The organism is Mesorhizobium amorphae (genome assembly GCF_014843845.1).
Lineage (GTDB): Bacteria > Pseudomonadota > Alphaproteobacteria > Rhizobiales > Rhizobiaceae > Mesorhizobium > Mesorhizobium amorphae_A.
Genome location: NZ_JHQS01000008.1, coordinates 133,428 through 148,166, shown reverse-complemented (window position 1 = coordinate 148,166; position 14,739 = coordinate 133,428). Strand labels below are relative to the sequence as shown.

15 protein-coding genes are annotated in these 14,739 nt (G+C 63.9%); 6 read left to right on the top strand and 9 right to left on the bottom strand.

Annotation, left to right across the window (positions count from 1 at the left end):
* The first annotated feature begins 3 nt into the window (after positions 1–3).
* Positions 4–927: a myo-inosose-2 dehydratase gene (gene iolE / locus DH08_RS04760; RefSeq protein ID WP_192178140.1), complete on the top strand. Its 924-nt coding sequence runs from the start codon at positions 4–6 to the stop codon at positions 925–927.
* 218 nt (positions 928–1,145) lie between these two features.
* Here the strand turns inward: iolE and DH08_RS04755 are convergent, their stop codons facing one another.
* The 4 genes from DH08_RS04755 to DH08_RS04740 all read right to left on the bottom strand — a co-directional run bounded on the left by DH08_RS04755 (position 1,146) and on the right by DH08_RS04740 (position 4,339).
* Positions 1,146–2,849: a SulP family inorganic anion transporter gene (locus tag DH08_RS04755; protein ID WP_192178139.1), complete on the bottom strand. Its 1,704-nt coding sequence runs from the start codon at positions 2,847–2,849 to the stop codon at positions 1,146–1,148.
* Between the two features lie 79 nt (positions 2,850–2,928).
* Positions 2,929–3,195: a helix-turn-helix domain-containing protein gene (locus tag DH08_RS04750; RefSeq protein WP_192178138.1), complete on the bottom strand. Its 267-nt coding sequence runs from the start codon at positions 3,193–3,195 to the stop codon at positions 2,929–2,931.
* Positions 3,196–3,286: 91 nt separating this feature from the next.
* Positions 3,287–3,988: a phosphatase PAP2 family protein gene (locus DH08_RS04745; protein ID WP_192178137.1), complete on the bottom strand. Its 702-nt coding sequence runs from the start codon at positions 3,986–3,988 to the stop codon at positions 3,287–3,289.
* 9 nt (positions 3,989–3,997) lie between these two features.
* The gene (locus DH08_RS04740) at positions 3,998–4,339 is read right to left on the bottom strand and encodes a hypothetical protein (RefSeq protein ID WP_192178136.1); all 342 of its coding nucleotides are present in this window, start codon (positions 4,337–4,339) and stop codon (positions 3,998–4,000) included.
* Positions 4,340–4,533: 194 nt separating this feature from the next.
* Here DH08_RS04740 and DH08_RS04735 point away from each other — a divergent pair, with 194 nt between their 5' ends.
* From DH08_RS04735 to DH08_RS04725, 3 genes are all read left to right on the top strand, one after another.
* Positions 4,534–6,537: a PhoX family protein gene (locus DH08_RS04735; RefSeq protein ID WP_192178135.1), complete on the top strand. Its 2,004-nt coding sequence runs from the start codon at positions 4,534–4,536 to the stop codon at positions 6,535–6,537.
* Positions 6,538–6,681: 144 nt separating this feature from the next.
* Positions 6,682–6,906 (top strand): hypothetical protein, encoded by a 225-nt coding sequence (locus tag DH08_RS04730; RefSeq protein ID WP_006200566.1) that lies wholly within the window; start codon positions 6,682–6,684, stop codon positions 6,904–6,906.
* A gap of 241 nt (positions 6,907–7,147) precedes the next feature.
* Positions 7,148–8,185 (top strand): phosphatidylglycerol lysyltransferase domain-containing protein, encoded by a 1,038-nt coding sequence (locus DH08_RS04725; RefSeq protein ID WP_192178134.1) that lies wholly within the window; start codon positions 7,148–7,150, stop codon positions 8,183–8,185.
* A gap of 13 nt (positions 8,186–8,198) precedes the next feature.
* Here the strand turns inward: DH08_RS04725 and DH08_RS04720 are convergent, their stop codons facing one another.
* The gene (locus DH08_RS04720) at positions 8,199–8,960 is read right to left on the bottom strand and encodes an ABC transporter permease (protein WP_006206179.1); all 762 of its coding nucleotides are present in this window, start codon (positions 8,958–8,960) and stop codon (positions 8,199–8,201) included.
* Between the two features lie 14 nt (positions 8,961–8,974).
* On the bottom strand, positions 8,975–9,901 hold the full coding sequence (locus tag DH08_RS04715; RefSeq protein ID WP_192178133.1) for an ABC transporter ATP-binding protein: 927 nt from the start codon (positions 9,899–9,901) through the stop codon (positions 8,975–8,977).
* Between the two features lie 228 nt (positions 9,902–10,129).
* Between DH08_RS04715 and DH08_RS04710 the strand changes: the two genes are divergently transcribed.
* Positions 10,130–11,491 (top strand): cytochrome ubiquinol oxidase subunit I, encoded by a 1,362-nt coding sequence (locus DH08_RS04710; protein WP_192178132.1) that lies wholly within the window; start codon positions 10,130–10,132, stop codon positions 11,489–11,491.
* A gap of 1 nt (position 11,492) precedes the next feature.
* Positions 11,493–12,497: a cytochrome d ubiquinol oxidase subunit II gene (locus DH08_RS04705; protein ID WP_192178131.1), complete on the top strand. Its 1,005-nt coding sequence runs from the start codon at positions 11,493–11,495 to the stop codon at positions 12,495–12,497.
* A gap of 129 nt (positions 12,498–12,626) precedes the next feature.
* Here DH08_RS04705 and msrA read toward each other — a convergent pair whose 3' ends face one another.
* From msrA to DH08_RS04690, 3 genes are all read right to left on the bottom strand, one after another.
* The gene (msrA, locus tag DH08_RS04700; RefSeq protein WP_192178130.1) at positions 12,627–13,364 is read right to left on the bottom strand and encodes a peptide-methionine (S)-S-oxide reductase MsrA; all 738 of its coding nucleotides are present in this window, start codon (positions 13,362–13,364) and stop codon (positions 12,627–12,629) included.
* A 161-nt stretch (positions 13,365–13,525) separates the two neighbouring features.
* Positions 13,526–13,816 (bottom strand): pentapeptide MXKDX repeat protein, encoded by a 291-nt coding sequence (locus DH08_RS04695; protein WP_192178129.1) that lies wholly within the window; start codon positions 13,814–13,816, stop codon positions 13,526–13,528.
* 73 nt (positions 13,817–13,889) lie between these two features.
* Entirely contained in the window at positions 13,890–14,597 is a 708-nt protein-coding gene (locus DH08_RS04690; RefSeq protein ID WP_192178128.1) for a DUF1223 domain-containing protein, read from the bottom strand.
* Between the last annotated feature and the right edge of the window lie 142 nt (positions 14,598–14,739).

Sequence of the window (14,739 nt, the reverse complement as noted above, 5' to 3'; positions counted from 1 at the left end):
GCAATGACCCAGATTGATATCTTGCTGCCGCCCGACGTGCGACTAGCCGTCAGTCCGCTGTCCTGGGCGAACGACGTTCTTGAAGACCTTGGCGCGGATATACCGCTGGAAACCTGCCTGCGTGACGCCGCCGACGCTGGATATCATGGCGTGGAGCTCGGGCGAAAGTTTCCGCGAGATGCAAACACCTTGAGCCCGCTGCTTGCTAGCCATGGTCTCGCCCTGGCGTCCGGCTGGCATTCGGGAAAACTAGCTGAACATGGCGTTGGCGAAGAAATGGAAGCGGTCGCCAGCCATGCCGGCCTCCTGCACGCGATGGATTGCAAAGTGATGGTTTACGGCGAGGTCGCGATGATGACGCCGGGATCGCCGCTCGATGTTCCGATGTCAAAGCGAGTAATCATGCCGAAGGCAGACATGGCTGCGTATGCTGCGCGGTTGACCGAGTTCGCGAAGCGTCTTGCCGAGGAGTACAATCTTAAACTTGCGTACCATCATCATCTGATGATGGTTGCCGAGACATTCGACGAGATCTCGGGAATCTTCGACAAAGTGGGACCAGAGACAGGCTTGCTGCTTGACACCGGTCACGCCGTGGCAGCCGGCTTTGACTACGTCCGACTGATCGAGCGCTTTGGAGACCGTATCAACCATATCCACCTCAAGGATATCCGCAGGCCGGTTCTGGAAGAAGTCCGTACCGGCGATCTGAGCTTCAATGCCGGTGTGCGCAGGGGAGTATTCACAGTGCCGGGAGATGGGATCGTAGACTTCGTCCCAATTGCCCGCTTTGTCAGGGATCAAGGCTATGGCGGGTGGCTCGTGGTCGAAGCCGAGCAGGACCCAGCGGTCGCCCCACCCCGTCTCGCCGTCGCGCGAGCCTTTGAGCATATGTGCGATGTTTTCGCCGACCGACCAGATGCGTAGTGGAGGTTCAGTGCTGGCGCTATCAGGACCTCTAGTGTAGTCGCAGGACAATGTCTGCTTTCAGGAAGCGGCCAAGCTGGTCCTAGGGTCGACATGTAGGCGCAAAGCCGCCGTTCGCGTGGTGGAAGACGTAGGTCGGCTTGGGGTCAAAGGTTGACGTTCAACAGGCGAACATCCTTGCACTGACAAGGTGACCACCGACCGGCAAATCTTGCTCGCTACTCTCGGTTCCCGGCCAACTGCGCCCGCGCGTCCCGGATCGAGGCGGCGTAGGTCACCAGCGGCCGCTTGACGCCGTGGTTGATCAGCATGCGCCTTGTCTGCGGCGAAGCGCCGGCGATGATGAAGCGCACGCCGGCGCGCCTGGCCTTGTGGGCCGCGCCCTCGATGACATTGGCCGCCGTCGAATCGAAGAACGGCACCGCCGAGCAGTCGAGGATGAAGTTCTTGCGTTGATCGGCGATGCGGTCCAGCACCGTGCCGACGGTCGAAGCGGCGCCGAAGAAGAAGGCGCCCGAGATCCGGTAGACGACGGTATCGGCATCGCTGGCCTCGCTGGAATCATAGGTGCTGGCGCTGTCGGCCATGTCCTCCGGCACCAGCGATTGATCGGCCTCGACCGCAATGCTCTTGGCCATGCGGTCGATGAACAGGATCGAGCCCAGCACGAAGCCGACGACGATGCCTTCGGTGAGATCGCGGAAGACGACGATCAGGAAGGTCGCCAGCAGCACCAGCGCGTCGCCGCGCGACGTGCGCAGCAGTGTGGCGAAGGCTTGCTTCTCGACCATGTTCCAGCACACCACCGCCAGCACGCCGGCCAGCGCGGCGAGCGGGATGTAGCTGGCTAAAGGTGCCGCCACCAGCATCAGCACGAGCAGGATCACCGCATGGATCATGCCGGCCACCGGCCCGTGCGCGCCGGCTCGTACATTGGTGGCGGTGCGGGCAATGGTGCCGGTGGCGCAGATGCCGCCGAACAGGCTGGATGCGATGTTGGCAAAACCTTGCGCCACCAGCTCGCAGTTGGAGCGATGCCGCCGTCCTGTCATGCCGTCGGCGACCACGGCCGACAGCAGCGATTCGATCGCGCCGAGCAGCGCAAAGGCGATGGCGTCCGGCAGCACGTCGATCATCCTGTCGAGGCTCACCGGCGGGAGGGACGGCATTTGCAGGCTGCGCGGGATGCCGCCGAAGCGGCTGCCGATCGTCTCGGCCGGCAGCGAAAGCAGCGCCACGATGACCGAGGCGAGCCCGATGGCGATCAGCATCGCCGGCCATTTCGGACGCCAGCGCTTCAGCAAGGCGATGGCCACGATGGTCAGCACCGCCACGAAGGTCGCTGAGAGGTTGATCGTGCCGGCCGCCTCGCCGACTGCCATCAGCTTCGGCACCAATGGCCCGGGTTCCTTGCCGGCAAGCTTCAGCCCAAACAGTTCGACGATCTGGCCGGAAAAGATGATGACGGCGATGCCGGCGGTGAAGCCGACGGTCACCGGATAGGGGATGAACTTGATGTAGGTGCCGAGCCTCAGATAGCCGATGACGAGCAGGAAGATGCCGGCCATCATCGTCGCCAGCAGCAGCCCGTCGACACCGACCCGCGCCGTGGTCGCCGCCACCAGCACGATGAAGGCACCGGCCGGCCCGCCGATCTGGAAGCGGCTGCCGCCGAGCGCCGAGATGATGAAGCCGCCGACGATCGAGGTGTAGAGGCCGCGCTCCGGCGTCACGCCCGAGGCAATGGCGATCGCCATCGACAGCGGCAGCGCCACGATGGCGACGGTCAACCCGGCGATGGCATCGGCCCTGAAGTGCTCGAGCGTGTAGCCCTCGCGCAGCACCGTCACCAGTTTGGGCGTGAACAGTTCAGAGAAAGTTGGCCGTACCGGTTGATGCGTCTCCCGCCGGATCTGATCCATGGACTGCCTTCCGCGTCTCGGAGGCGGCGGGGATCGTCGGCAGGATGTCGGCGGTCGCCGTCGCGACTTTCTTGCGGGCTCAGTTCTGTGGGTTCTGCGGCGCTGGCTTGAGGCGTACGCCCCTGCCGCCGCGCTCGCTGGCCTGGTTCTCGCCGATCAGCTCCACCCCGGCCTCGTCGAGGGCCTGGATGACCTTCATCAGCGTGTCGACCACGCCCCTGACGACGCCGTCGCTCGCTTCCATGCGCTGGATGGTCGGAAGCGAAACCCCGGCGCGCTCGGCCAGCGTCTTCTGATCGATGCCGGCCAGCGCCCTTGCGGCGCGCATCTGCGCGGCGGTGATCATCGGCCAGAACCCTTGTCTGAGTCTGCAGTGTCAATGGATAATATAAGGATCATGATGTTTCAAGCATCATTATAAACAGATGAAACATGGGTCATTCGCTATCCGTCACCGCTTTGCGCCGCTGCAGCACGCGCGCCACCAGCCAGCACAGCATGGCCCAGGCGAAGCCGGCGCACCAGCCGGCCAGCACGTCGGAGGGCCAGTGGACGCCGAGATAGACGCGACTGATGCCAACCAGCACGGTGGTCAGCACCGCGAGGCAGAGCACAAAGATCTTCGTCGTCCGTCCATGCAGGAAGCGGGCCGCCAGCGAGCCGAGCGTCAGATAGGTCACCGCCGACAGCATGGCGTGGCCGCTCGGGAATGAGAACGACGTCTCGTTGACGAGATGCGAGACGAGATCCGGCCGCGGCCGATCGATGCCGGCCTTCAGCAGGCTGGACAACACCTCGCCGCCGGCCACGGCGACGAAGATCAGCAGCGCCGTTGCCGGCCTGCGGATCATCAAGAGATAGACGATCACCGCTGCCGTGATCAGCACCAGCACACTGGCGCTGCCGAGGCTGGTGATGTCACGCATCGCCCCTTCCAGCCACGGCGGCCCGATCGGGCTGTCGGGTTGGCCCGCCTTGCGGAAGGCGAGCAGGATTTCGGTGTCGAAAGCGTGCGGCGTGCTCGCCCGCGCCACCTCCATCAATTCCTCGAACCCCCACAGCCCGCTGGCGATCACCAGGCCGGCCAGCAGGACCGGGAATTCGATGCGGTTGAGCAGCGTGCGAGCGAAGGTCTTCATCGGGTCTCGCTAGAGGCGCGTTTGCAGATAGGGCCCGAGCATGATCAGCGCCACCGCCGCGACCGCCAGCACGATGCCGGTCGCCTGCAGCGCGTTGACGCGTTCGCCGAAGAACACCAGCGCCACGACATTGACCGACACCAGTTGGATCACCGCCGACAGGCTGAACGACACCGACATGCCGAATTCTCGGATCAATCTCAGCATGATAAGATTGCCCAGCGAATAGAGCGCCAGCGTCACCACGATCTTGCCCAGGCTCGGCGCCAGCCCCCATTGCTTGGCCGCCGTTGCCGCCAAGAGGAAGATCACGGTCGAAATGCCGAGCTGAAGTAATCCGGAAAGACTCACTTTTTGCCCCTGAATGACGCTTGTGGCAGCCCTTGTTTCCGAAGCGTGCTGGGACGTCAAGCAACGTCCATCGCACCAAGGTCCGGCTGGTGATTGAAACCGGCTTACAATGTCACGAAAGTGTGATCAGCCGACTGTAAGGGTCGAACAGGTACCCATGCTCCAGCCACTCCAAAAAGCCAGAGGCAAGTCTCATGACCGACCATCGCTCCCCCGACGCCCGTTTCCGCACCAGCCTGCTCGAGGAAAATGACGGCCCGGCCACCAACCCTACCGACAACCGCACCATGGGCGAGATCATAGCCTCGCGCTTCTCGCGCCGCGGTTTTCTGAAAGGTTCGCTCGCCGTCTCGGCCATTGCCGCCACCGTCAGCCCACTGGCATTGGTCAGCGCCGACAATGCCCGCGCCGCCGAAGGTTCGGCCTTCTCCTTCGACGAGCTCGAAGCCGGTATCGACGACAAGCATCACGTAGCACCCGGTTACGATGCCGATGTGCTGCTGCGCTGGGGCGACCCGCTGTTTGCCGATTCGCCTGAATTCGACCCGACGAAGCAGTCGGCCGAGGCCCAGCTGAAACAGTTCGGCTACAACAACGACTATGTCGGCTATATCCCGATCGACGGCTCGGCCGAGCACGGCCTGCTGGTCGTCAACCACGAATACACCAACTCGCACCTGATGTTTCCGGGCATCGTGAAAATCGTCGACAAGGACGGCAAGAAGGCGCTCGAAGTCGCACCGCTCAGCAAGGAGCAGGTCGATGTCGAGATGGCAGCACACGGCGGCACCATCGTCGAGATCCGCAAGGACGGCGGCAAATGGCAGGTCGTGCGCGACGGCAAGCTCAACCGCCGCATCAGCTCCAACACCGAAATGGCGCTGTCCGGCCCCGCCGCCGGCCATGACCGCCTCAAGACCAGTGCCGACCCGTCCGGCACCAAGGTCATCGGCACCTTCAACAATTGTGCCGGCGGCGTCACGCCCTGGGGCACCTATGTCATGGCCGAGGAAAACATCCACGGCTATTTCTCCGGCGAACTGCCGGCCGACCACAAGGAAGCCACCAACTACAAGCGCCTCGGCATTCCCGAAGGTGCCTATGAGTGGGGCGCGCACTATGACCGTTTCGACCTCGCCAAGGAACCGAATGAGGCCAATCGCTTTGGCTGGATCGTCGAGGTCGACGTCAACGACCCAACTTCGACGCCGCGGAAGCGCACCGCCATGGGCCGCTTCAAGCATGAGGGCGCCGAATCGATCGTCGCCAAGGATGGCCGCGTCGTCTTCTATCTCGGCGATGACGAGCGCTTCGACTATGTCTACAAATTCGTCACCAAGGGCACGTTCAACCCGAACGACCGTGCCGCCAATATGAACCTGCTCGACGACGGCACGCTGCATGTCGCCAAGTTCGCTGAGGACGGCTCGGTCGAATGGCTGCCGATTGTTTTCGGCCAGGGTCCGTTGACCGCCGAAAACGGTTTTGCCAGCCAGGCCGACGTGTTGATCGAGACGCGCCGCGCCGCCGACCTGCTCGGCGCCACCAAGATGGACCGTCCTGAAGACGTCCAGCCCAATGCCGTCAACGGCAAGGTCTATGTCATGCTGACCAACAATTCCAAGCGCAAGGCCGACCAGGTCGACGCCGCCAACCCGCGCGCCGAAAACGCCTTCGGCCATATCATCGAGATATCAGAGGACGGCGGCGATTTCACCGCCACCAAGGGCAAGTGGGAAGTGCTGCTGAAATGCGGCGATCCCGCGGTGGCCGAGGTCGGCGCCACCTTCTCGACCGCGACCACCGCCAATGGCTGGTTCGGCATGCCGGACAATTGCGCCGTCGATTCGGCCGGCCGCCTCTGGGTCGCCACCGATGGCCAGGGTCCGAAGGCCACCGGGCGCACCGACGGCCTGTGGGCGGTCGACACCGAAGGTGCCGCGCGGGCGACGTCAAAGCTGTTCTTCCGTGTGCCGATCGGCGCTGAAATGTGCGGCCCGCTGTTCGCGCCGGACGACCAGACCGCTTTCGTCGCCGTCCAGCATCCGGGCGACGGCGGCGAGGACTGGGAAGCCTTCGGTCGGCCCTCCTACTATGAGGACCTGTCGACCCGCTGGCCCGATTTCAAGCCCGACATGCCGGTGCGGCCGTCGGTGGTCGCCATCACCAAGCAGGGCGGCGGCAAGATCGCGATCTGACACGGCCAGACTGGAGAGATTGGACAATCGCAGGAGGGATTTCGGCAACTCGAAATCCCTCCCTTTCTATTCGGGGATCTATCAAGCCTCGGGAAAGATTGGCAATTTAAGCGTGGCGCCCTAGGTCTTTATCAAGAGATCGCCATGCCGAAATCCATTTATGATCGTGGCCTGCTCAAGCCTGCTGATATCGCCAGGCTGCAGCGCGTCTTTGACGAAGCCTGCCAGCGGCGCGAAGCGCATCCCGAGTCAGCCGAGGCGCGGGAAATCGCCCTGACCCTGCTTGCACTGCACAACGCCGGCATGGTCGAGGAGGACATGCTAATGGAAGCCGTTGGTTTCCGGCGGCTTGATTCAAAGTCGGCTTGATGTCCACGGGAACAGCCGCTCACGCGCCCCTATGCAGCATGTTGGACCACGGGGCGCAACTCGAGCGAGTGATGGCTCAGGGATAGAGCCGCCGCCTTTTGGCCGAGATTGCCCTGCAGATGGCGCCGATTGCGCCTTCTATGGCGCATGCGCGATATGATCGATAAATCAGGTCGCGTCTGTGCGACTGATTCGAGGCCCGTGGGCTGGCGGGTCTCCCTTTTCGACACGCGGATCGGCCATGCCCTCCTTGCGCATCACCATCGACAGGCTTCTTGAAGGCGCAGCACCCAAGGTTCCGCGGCAGGAGCTGACGCATGTCGAGCGCTTGGCGCTGGTTCGCCGGCATGGCAATTTCTCGCTCGCCTACTCGACCGCCGCGCAGCAGAAACTGTCCTATTTCGGCGACAGCGACGGCTACATCGCCTTCGGTACCAAGATGAAGCACCATTTCGCGCTCGGCGACCCGGTGGTCCATCCGCCTGACCGGCCCGCCTACATCAGACGTTTCGTCGAAGCCGCCGGTGGTCCCTGGTTCGTGCAGATCAGTGCCGAGACCGCGCGCGTGCTGGCCTCGCTCGGCTATCAGGTCAACCGCCTGGGTATCGACACCAGGCTGCCGCTGCCCGACCATGATTTCTCGGGCAAGCGCAACGAAACGGTGCGCTACTCCGAGCGTTGGTTGCTGAAAAAGGGCTATTCCTTCGAGGAAGACAGGCGCAGCATCTTCCTCGACGAGATCGCCAGGCTGTCCGAGAACTGGCGCGGCGAGCGCATCGTCAAGCGCTGGGAAATGGGCTTCCTCAACCGGCCCTTCGCCGACCATCTCGGCATCGACATGCGCCGTTTCGTGCTGCGCGGCCCCGATGGCGAGCTCGTCGCCCTGCTCGACTTCGATCCGCTGTTCAGCGGCGGCAAGGTCATCGGCTACACCACGGCCTTCAAGCGCAAGCATGTCGACGCCACCCCGCATGCCGAGATCGGCCTGACCAAATTCGCCGTCGACCGCTTTCGCGAGGAAGGCATTTCCGTCGTCACGCTGGGTCTGTCGCCGCTGGTCGACATCGAAGCCAGCGGCTTTGCCGAATCGAACTTCTGGCGCGGCACCTTCCAGCGCGCCTACGGTTCCGCATGGGTCAATCGCTCCAAGTTCAATTTGCAGGGCCAGGCAGCGTTCAAGCGCCGCTTCCACGGCCGGGAGCAGCCGACCTATATCGCCTTCCGCAAGGGGACTTTTGTCGAAATGCTGGGGCTGCTGCGGCTGGTGAAGGCAATCTGAAGCGGCCGACCGGTCAGTTCCTTAGCCGGTAGCCGGTCCTGAAGATCCAGGCGACGATCGCTATGCAGATCAGCAGGAAGACGACCGTCATGCCGAGGCTGATGCCGACCGAGACATCCGACTTGCCGTAAAAGCTCCAGCGGAACCCGCTAATCAGATAGACGACCGGATTGAACAGCGTCACCGTGCGCCAGATGTCAGGCAGCATGTTGATCGAATAGAAGCTGCCGCCGAGGAAGGTCAGCGGCGTGATGATCAGCAGCGGCACCAGCTGCAGCTGCTCGAAGCTCTTGGCCCAGATGCCGATGATGAAGCCGAACAGGCTGAAGGTCACCGCGGTCAGCACCAGGAAGGCGAGCATCCACACCGGGTGTTCGATGTGGAGCGGCACGAACAGCGACGCTGTCGCCAGGATGATCAGGCCAAGGATGATCGACTTGGTCGCCGCACCGCCGACATACGCGATGACGATCTCGAGATAGGAGACCGGCGCCGACAAAAGCTCGTAGATCGAGCCGACGAATTTCGGGAAATAAATGGCGAAGGAGGCATTCGAGATCGACTGCGTCAGAAGCGACAGCATGATCAGCCCGGGCACGATGAAAGCGCCGTAGCTGATGCCGTCGATCTCGGTGATGCGCGAGCCGATGGCCGAGCCGAAGACGACGAAATAGAGCGATGTCGAGATGACCGGCGAGATGATGCTTTGCAACACGGTGCGAAAGGCGCGCGCCATTTCCACCCGGTAGATTGCCCATACTGCACGAAGATTCATGGCCGCGCGCAGGTTCATGGCTCTTGCCTCAAAAGATTGACGAAGATCTCCTCGAGCGAGCTGTTTTCCGTATCCATGTCGCGGAAATGGATGCCGGCGGCCTCGAGGTCGCGCAGCAGCGAGGCGACGCCTGGCCGATCGCTCTGGTTGTCATAGGTGTAGGTCAGTTGCTGGCCGTCCGGCGACAGCTCGAGCGCATAGCGCGAGAGCTTTTCGGGGACGGTGGCGAGCGGGCTGCGCAGCTCCACCAACAGCCGCTTGCGGCCGAGTTTGCGCATCAATTCGGCCTTGTCGTCGACCAGGATGATCTCGCCGCGGTTGATGACGCCGACGCGGTCGGCCATCGCCTCGGCCTCCTCGATGTAATGCGTGGTCAGGATGATGGTGACGCCATCCTCGCGCAACCGGCGCACCATCTCCCACATGTCCTGGCGCAGCTCGACGTCGACGCCGGCCGTCGGCTCGTCGAGGAACAGCACGCGCGGCTCGTGCGACAGCGCCTTGGCGATCATCAGCCGGCGCTTCATGCCGCCCGACAGCGTGATCGCCTTGGCGTCCTTCTTGTCCCACAAAGAGAGGTCGCGCAGAACCTTCTCGACGAAGGCCGGGTTGGCCGGCTTGCCGAACAGGCCACGGCTGAAATTGACCGTCGCCCACACGCTCTCGAAGGCATCGATGGTCAGTTCCTGCGGCACCAGCCCGATCAGGCTGCGCGCGGCGCGATAGTCTTTGGTGATATCGTTCCCGTCGACTGTGACGGTACCGGACGAGCGGTTGACGATGCCGCAGACGATCGAGATCAGTGTCGTCTTGCCGGCACCGTTGGGCCCGAGCAGCGCGAAGATCTCGCCGCGCTGGATGTCGAGGTTGATTTCCTTGAGCGCCTGGAAGCCGGTGGCGTAGGTCTTGGTGACCCCGGAAATCGATATGATTGATGGCATGGCTGAAAACGGCTGCCTGAAACGCGTTGTTGTACGGAATCCGGTGAATGTCGGTGCGCACGGCCGGAAGTCAATGCCGCACCTGACAGTTCTGGCCATTGACAGTGTGTCCAACTGACGATTTGCAGCCGGATGCTGCGACAACGCGCCCCGCGTGACGCCAAGCCACTTTGACCCAGTCGGGCTTGCGCCCTATTCTCTGACAACAAGCAGCAGCCGGAGCCCGCCATGGACCCGCTCATTCTGTCGCGCATCCAGTTCGGCGCGAATATCTCGTTCCACATTCTGTTTCCGGCGATCACCATTGCACTTGGCTGGGTGCTGCTGTTCTTCAAGTTGCGTTACAACGCGACCGGCGATTCCGCCTGGATGCGCGCCTATTTCACCTGGGTGAAGGTGTTCGCTTTGTCCTTCGCCATGGGCGTGGTCTCCGGCGTCACCATGAGCTTCCAGTTCGGCACCAACTGGCCGGGCTATATGGAAACAGTCGGCAACATCGCCGGCCCGCTGCTCGCCTATGAGATCCTGACCGCCTTTTTCCTCGAGGCCGCCTTCCTCGGCATCATGCTGTTCGGCTTCCGCCGCGTCTCCAACCGCATCCACACGCTGGCAACAGTGCTGGTCGCCGGCGGCACGACGGTCTCCGCCTTCTGGATCATCGCGCTGAATTCCTGGATGCAGACGCCGGCCGGCTTCGAGATGCGCGATGGCGTGGCGCATGCCGTCGACTGGTGGGCGATCGTCTTCAACCCGTCCATGCCCTACCGGCTCGTCCACATGCTTTTGGCCTCCGGCCTGACGGTGTCCTTCCTGATCGCCGGCCTGTCGGCGCTGCGCTACCTCTATGGCGACCGTTCCGAATCGATGTGGAAGGCGTTGCGCACCGGCGTCTTCACCGCCGCGATCCTGATTCCGATCCAGATCTTCGCCGGCGACCAGCACGGTTTGAACACGCTGGAGCACCAGCCGCAGAAGATCGCCGCCATGGAGGCCAACTGGAACACCGGCCCCAACGTGCCGCTGGTGCTGTTCGCGTGGCCCGACGAGGCGGCCAGGGAGAACAGGTTCGAGCTCGCCATTCCCGACGGCGCCAGTGTCGTGCTGCGCCACAGCTCCAGCGGCGTCGTGCCCGGCCTCAACGACTATCCCGGCAACCATCCGCCGGTCTTCCCGGTGTTCTGGGGCTTTCGCATCATGGTCGGCACCGGCGTCCTGATGCTGATCGTCTCCTGGTCGGCGGCCTTCTTCCTCAAGCGCCGCCACAGCCTGCCCAAGCCGCTGGCGCTGCTGATGGTGCCCATGACAATCTCCGGATGGGTTGCCACGCTCGCCGGCTGGTACACGACAGAGATCGGCCGCCAGCCCTGGCTGGTCACCGGTGTGCTGAAAACCGCCGACGCCGTCGGCCCGGTCGCCGGCAGCCATGTCGCGCTGACGCTGGCCGTCTATCTCATCCTCTATGTGCTGCTTCTGATCGCCTATCTCGGCGTGCTGGTGCACCTGGCGCTGAAGGCGGCCAAGGACGGTGACGCCTCGCCGTTGCCCGGCGTCATGAACGCGGCATTGTCGCAACCGGCAGCGGGAGAGTGACATGAGCTTCGACTGGCCAACCTTGCTCCCCCTGATCTTCGCCGGCCTGATGGGCCTCGCCATCCTGATCTACGTCATCCTCGATGGTTTCGATCTCGGCATCGGCATCCTGTTCGCGGCCGCCGAGGACGCCGAGCAGGACACGATGATCGCGGCAATAGGCCCGTTCTGGGATGCCAACGAGACCTGGCTGGTGCTGGCCGTCGGCCTGCTGCTGGTCGCCTTCCCGCTGGCGCACGGCACCATCCTGACAGCGCTCTACATTCCAGCGTTCCTGCTGCTCGTCGGCCTCATCCTGCGCGGCGTCGCCTTCGATTTCCGCGCCAAGGTGCCGGCCGGCAGGAAGCATCGCTGGAACCGCATCTTCTTCCTCGGCTCGATCATCGCTTCGCTGGCGCAGGGCTATATGCTGGGCGTCTATGTGCTCGGCCTCGATGTCGGTCTTGGCGGCATGGCCTTCGGCGCGCTGGTGGCGCTCTGCCTCGCCGCCGCCTATGCGGCGATGGGCGCCGCCTGGCTGATCTACAAGACCGAAGGCGAATTGCAGAGGAAGGCGGTGCGCTGGCTGCGTACGGCGCTGGTGCTGGCCGCACTCGGCATGGTCGCGGTGTCGCTGGCCACGCCCTTCGCCAGCCCGCGCATCTTCGACAAATGGTTCGTCTGGCCGCAAATGCTCTATCTGTCGCCGCTGCCGATCCTGTCGGCGCTGCTGTTCGTCTGGCTGTGGCGGCAGACCTTCCATCTGCCCAGGCCCGACGACCGCCATGCGCTGACGCCGTTCCTGAGCCTGGCCGCCATCTTCGCGCTCGGCTTTGCCGGGTTGGCCTGGTCGTTCTACCCCTTCGTCGTGCCCGACAAGCTGACCATCTGGCAGGCGGCGTCCGCGCCCGAAAGCCTTGCCATCATCCTCGCCGGCACGGTCGTCGTGCTGCCGATCATCATCTTCTATTCCTTCTATGCCTACCGCGTGTTTGGCGGCAAGGCGACGGACCTGACGTATGATTGAGACGACAAAGGGTGGAGGGCAGGATCCTTCGTCATCCTAGGGCGGAGCAGGAGCGAAGCGACGTCGCGGAGACCCTAGGATGACGAAGGGAAGGAAGGAGGGCGTCGCTGCCCGCCCGCCCGCCAACCCTCAGTTACTGGCCGAAAGCACCAGCACCGGCTTCTCGCTATAAAGCTTCGGGAACAGCTGCTTCAAATTCGCCACCTTGGGCAGGTCGTTGTAGACGATGTAGGGATAGGTCGGGTTCAGCGTCAGAAAATCCTGGTGGTAGTTTTCGGCCGGATAGAAGGCCTTGCCGGTCTCCAGCGTGGTGACGATCGGTTTCGAAAACACCTTGGCCTTGTCGAGCTGGGCGATGTAGCTCTCGGCGATCTTCTTCTGCGCGTCGCTCTCGGCAAAGATGGTCGAGCGGTACTGGGTGCCGCTGTCCGGACCCTGGTAGTTGAGCTGCGTCGGATTGTGCGCCACCGAGAAATACACCTGCAGCAGCTGGCCGTAGGTGACCTTCGACGGATCGTAGGTGATCTCGACCGATTCGGCGTGCCCGGTGCGGCCGGTGCCGACCGTCTCGTAGACGGCGTTTTCCTGGCTGCCGCCGGCATAGCCGGAAACGGCGCTGCTCACCCCCTTGACGTGCTGGAACACGCCCTGCACGCCCCAGAAGCAGCCGCCGGCGAAGACCGCCTTCTGCGTGCCGCTGGTGGCCTTCTCGTCCAGCGCCGGCGGCGGGATCACCACCGCGTCCTCGGCCGAGACGGCCGGGCTCTGCCACAGCGCGGCACCCGCCGCCGCCAGGATGAGGGCGGCCAGCGCGCCCCTGGCGAAATTGGCCGATCGCCGCGCGGCTTTTTCATGAATGCCGGTCATGTCTGATCTCCCATGATGGTGTCCTATTATATGGCGGATGGCCCGCCCTTGTCTCACATTGCCGTGCGCCGCGCGTTCCGGCCCGGCCGGCCCAAAAAGGGGCCGTCCCTGACCTGGACAGGGAACGGCCATGGCCAGGGGCGGCCGGCGGCGAGCCGAAGCTAGTTGGCCGCCCCCATCGCGTCGCAGGCCTTGGTCGCCTCGTCCTTCTTCATGGCGTCGGTTTCCATGGCGGCCTTGTCCATGCAGTCCTTCTTCATCGCATCGGTCGCCATCGCCGGTTTCATCGCGTTTGTGCTCATGGCGTCGGTTGCCGGCTTCATGGCGTCCGTGGCCATGGCGTTAGCCGGCTTCATCGCATCCTCGGCGCGGGCGATGCCGCTGGCCAACAGCGCCGTCGAGCAGAGCGCGAAGGCGAGTGCCGGCAGCGTCAGGCGAGAGAAATGGGTCATGATGGTCTCCTCTGGGGGTTGAAGGCGCGGGGGCCGGGAAGTGCGCCGCCGCTTCATGCGGCGCCGCGAATTGCTAGTTGGTGGCGGCGGCCAGGATCGGCCCGCCGCCGGGCGACTGCACCAGCACCGCGGTGCTGAGGCCGCCGGAATCGGCGGGCAGGGAAAACGTCGTCGCCGCGCCGCTCCAGCTGCCGAGCTTCTTCAGCGCATGGACGACATTGGCATGCGGCAAGGTGCGGCCGGTGTTTTCGCCGCGCGCCACCGGCACCTCGATGACGCCCTGGCGGTAGCGCACCAGCCAGACATCGGCGCGCCCGGCGGGCGCCTTGCCGGCGCCGATGGCGATCTTGCCGTTGGCGAGCGACAGCGACGGGCCCTTTATGCGGCCGCTGCTGGCAATCAGCTGCTCGATCTCGCCGGGACGGGCGCCGACCGCATCGGCATCGCCATTGACCACCACCTGCGGCGTGAACGGGCCGGAGCGGCCGAGCGCCGGCTCATAATTCACCTGGCGCTGCGTGAATTCTTCTCTGCCGAACGTGTCCTTCCAGCCCAGATAGTCCCAGTAGGTGACGTTGAACGACAGCGCCAGGACGCCGGACCGGTCCTTGACCTTGATCAGATTGGCATTGGCCGGTGGGCAGGACGAGCAGCCCTGGCTGGTGAACAGCTCGACCACGGTCAGCGGCTGGGCAGAGACGGCACCCGTCGCGGCAAGCACGAGCAGCACCGCACCGGCGCCAAGCCGCATCGCGCCCCTTATCGCCTTTGATCCAGTCATCTTGGGTCTCCGTTGCAAGCTGGGGCCATGACAACGGTTTCGCCGGCGCGCGGCGCTTCGTTACATCGTTCACCGCTTCGTGATTGGTCGTTTCGGTCTGCGCCAGACTCCGGACGTTTGCGCCGCCCCTCACCTGCCTGCC

Bases quoted from the DNA above. Each gene is read 5' to 3' on its own strand.
- DH08_RS04750 (WP_192178138.1), bottom strand. From the start codon at position 3,195: ATGATCACCGCCGCGCAGATGCGCGCCGCAAGGGCGCTGGCCGGCATC.
- DH08_RS04695 (WP_192178129.1), bottom strand. From the start codon at position 13,816: ATGACCCATTTCTCTCGCCTGACGCTGCCGGCACTCGCCTTCGCGCTC.
- msrA (WP_192178130.1), bottom strand. From the start codon at position 13,364: ATGACCGGCATTCATGAAAAAGCCGCGCGGCGATCGGCCAATTTCGCC.
- iolE (WP_192178140.1), top strand. From the start codon at position 4: ATGACCCAGATTGATATCTTGCTGCCGCCCGACGTGCGACTAGCCGTC.
- DH08_RS04730 (WP_006200566.1), top strand. From the start codon at position 6,682: ATGCCGAAATCCATTTATGATCGTGGCCTGCTCAAGCCTGCTGATATC.
- DH08_RS04755 (WP_192178139.1), bottom strand. From the start codon at position 2,849: ATGGATCAGATCCGGCGGGAGACGCATCAACCGGTACGGCCAACTTTC.
- DH08_RS04745 (WP_192178137.1), bottom strand. From the start codon at position 3,988: ATGAAGACCTTCGCTCGCACGCTGCTCAACCGCATCGAATTCCCGGTC.
- DH08_RS04690 (WP_192178128.1), bottom strand. From the start codon at position 14,597: ATGACTGGATCAAAGGCGATAAGGGGCGCGATGCGGCTTGGCGCCGGT.
- DH08_RS04725 (WP_192178134.1), top strand. From the start codon at position 7,148: ATGCCCTCCTTGCGCATCACCATCGACAGGCTTCTTGAAGGCGCAGCA.
- DH08_RS04705 (WP_192178131.1), top strand. From the start codon at position 11,493: ATGAGCTTCGACTGGCCAACCTTGCTCCCCCTGATCTTCGCCGGCCTG.
- DH08_RS04735 (WP_192178135.1), top strand. From the start codon at position 4,534: ATGACCGACCATCGCTCCCCCGACGCCCGTTTCCGCACCAGCCTGCTC.
- DH08_RS04710 (WP_192178132.1), top strand. From the start codon at position 10,130: ATGGACCCGCTCATTCTGTCGCGCATCCAGTTCGGCGCGAATATCTCG.
- DH08_RS04715 (WP_192178133.1), bottom strand. From the start codon at position 9,901: ATGCCATCAATCATATCGATTTCCGGGGTCACCAAGACCTACGCCACC.
- DH08_RS04720 (WP_006206179.1), bottom strand. From the start codon at position 8,960: ATGAATCTTCGTGCAGTATGGGCAATCTACCGGGTGGAAATGGCGCGC.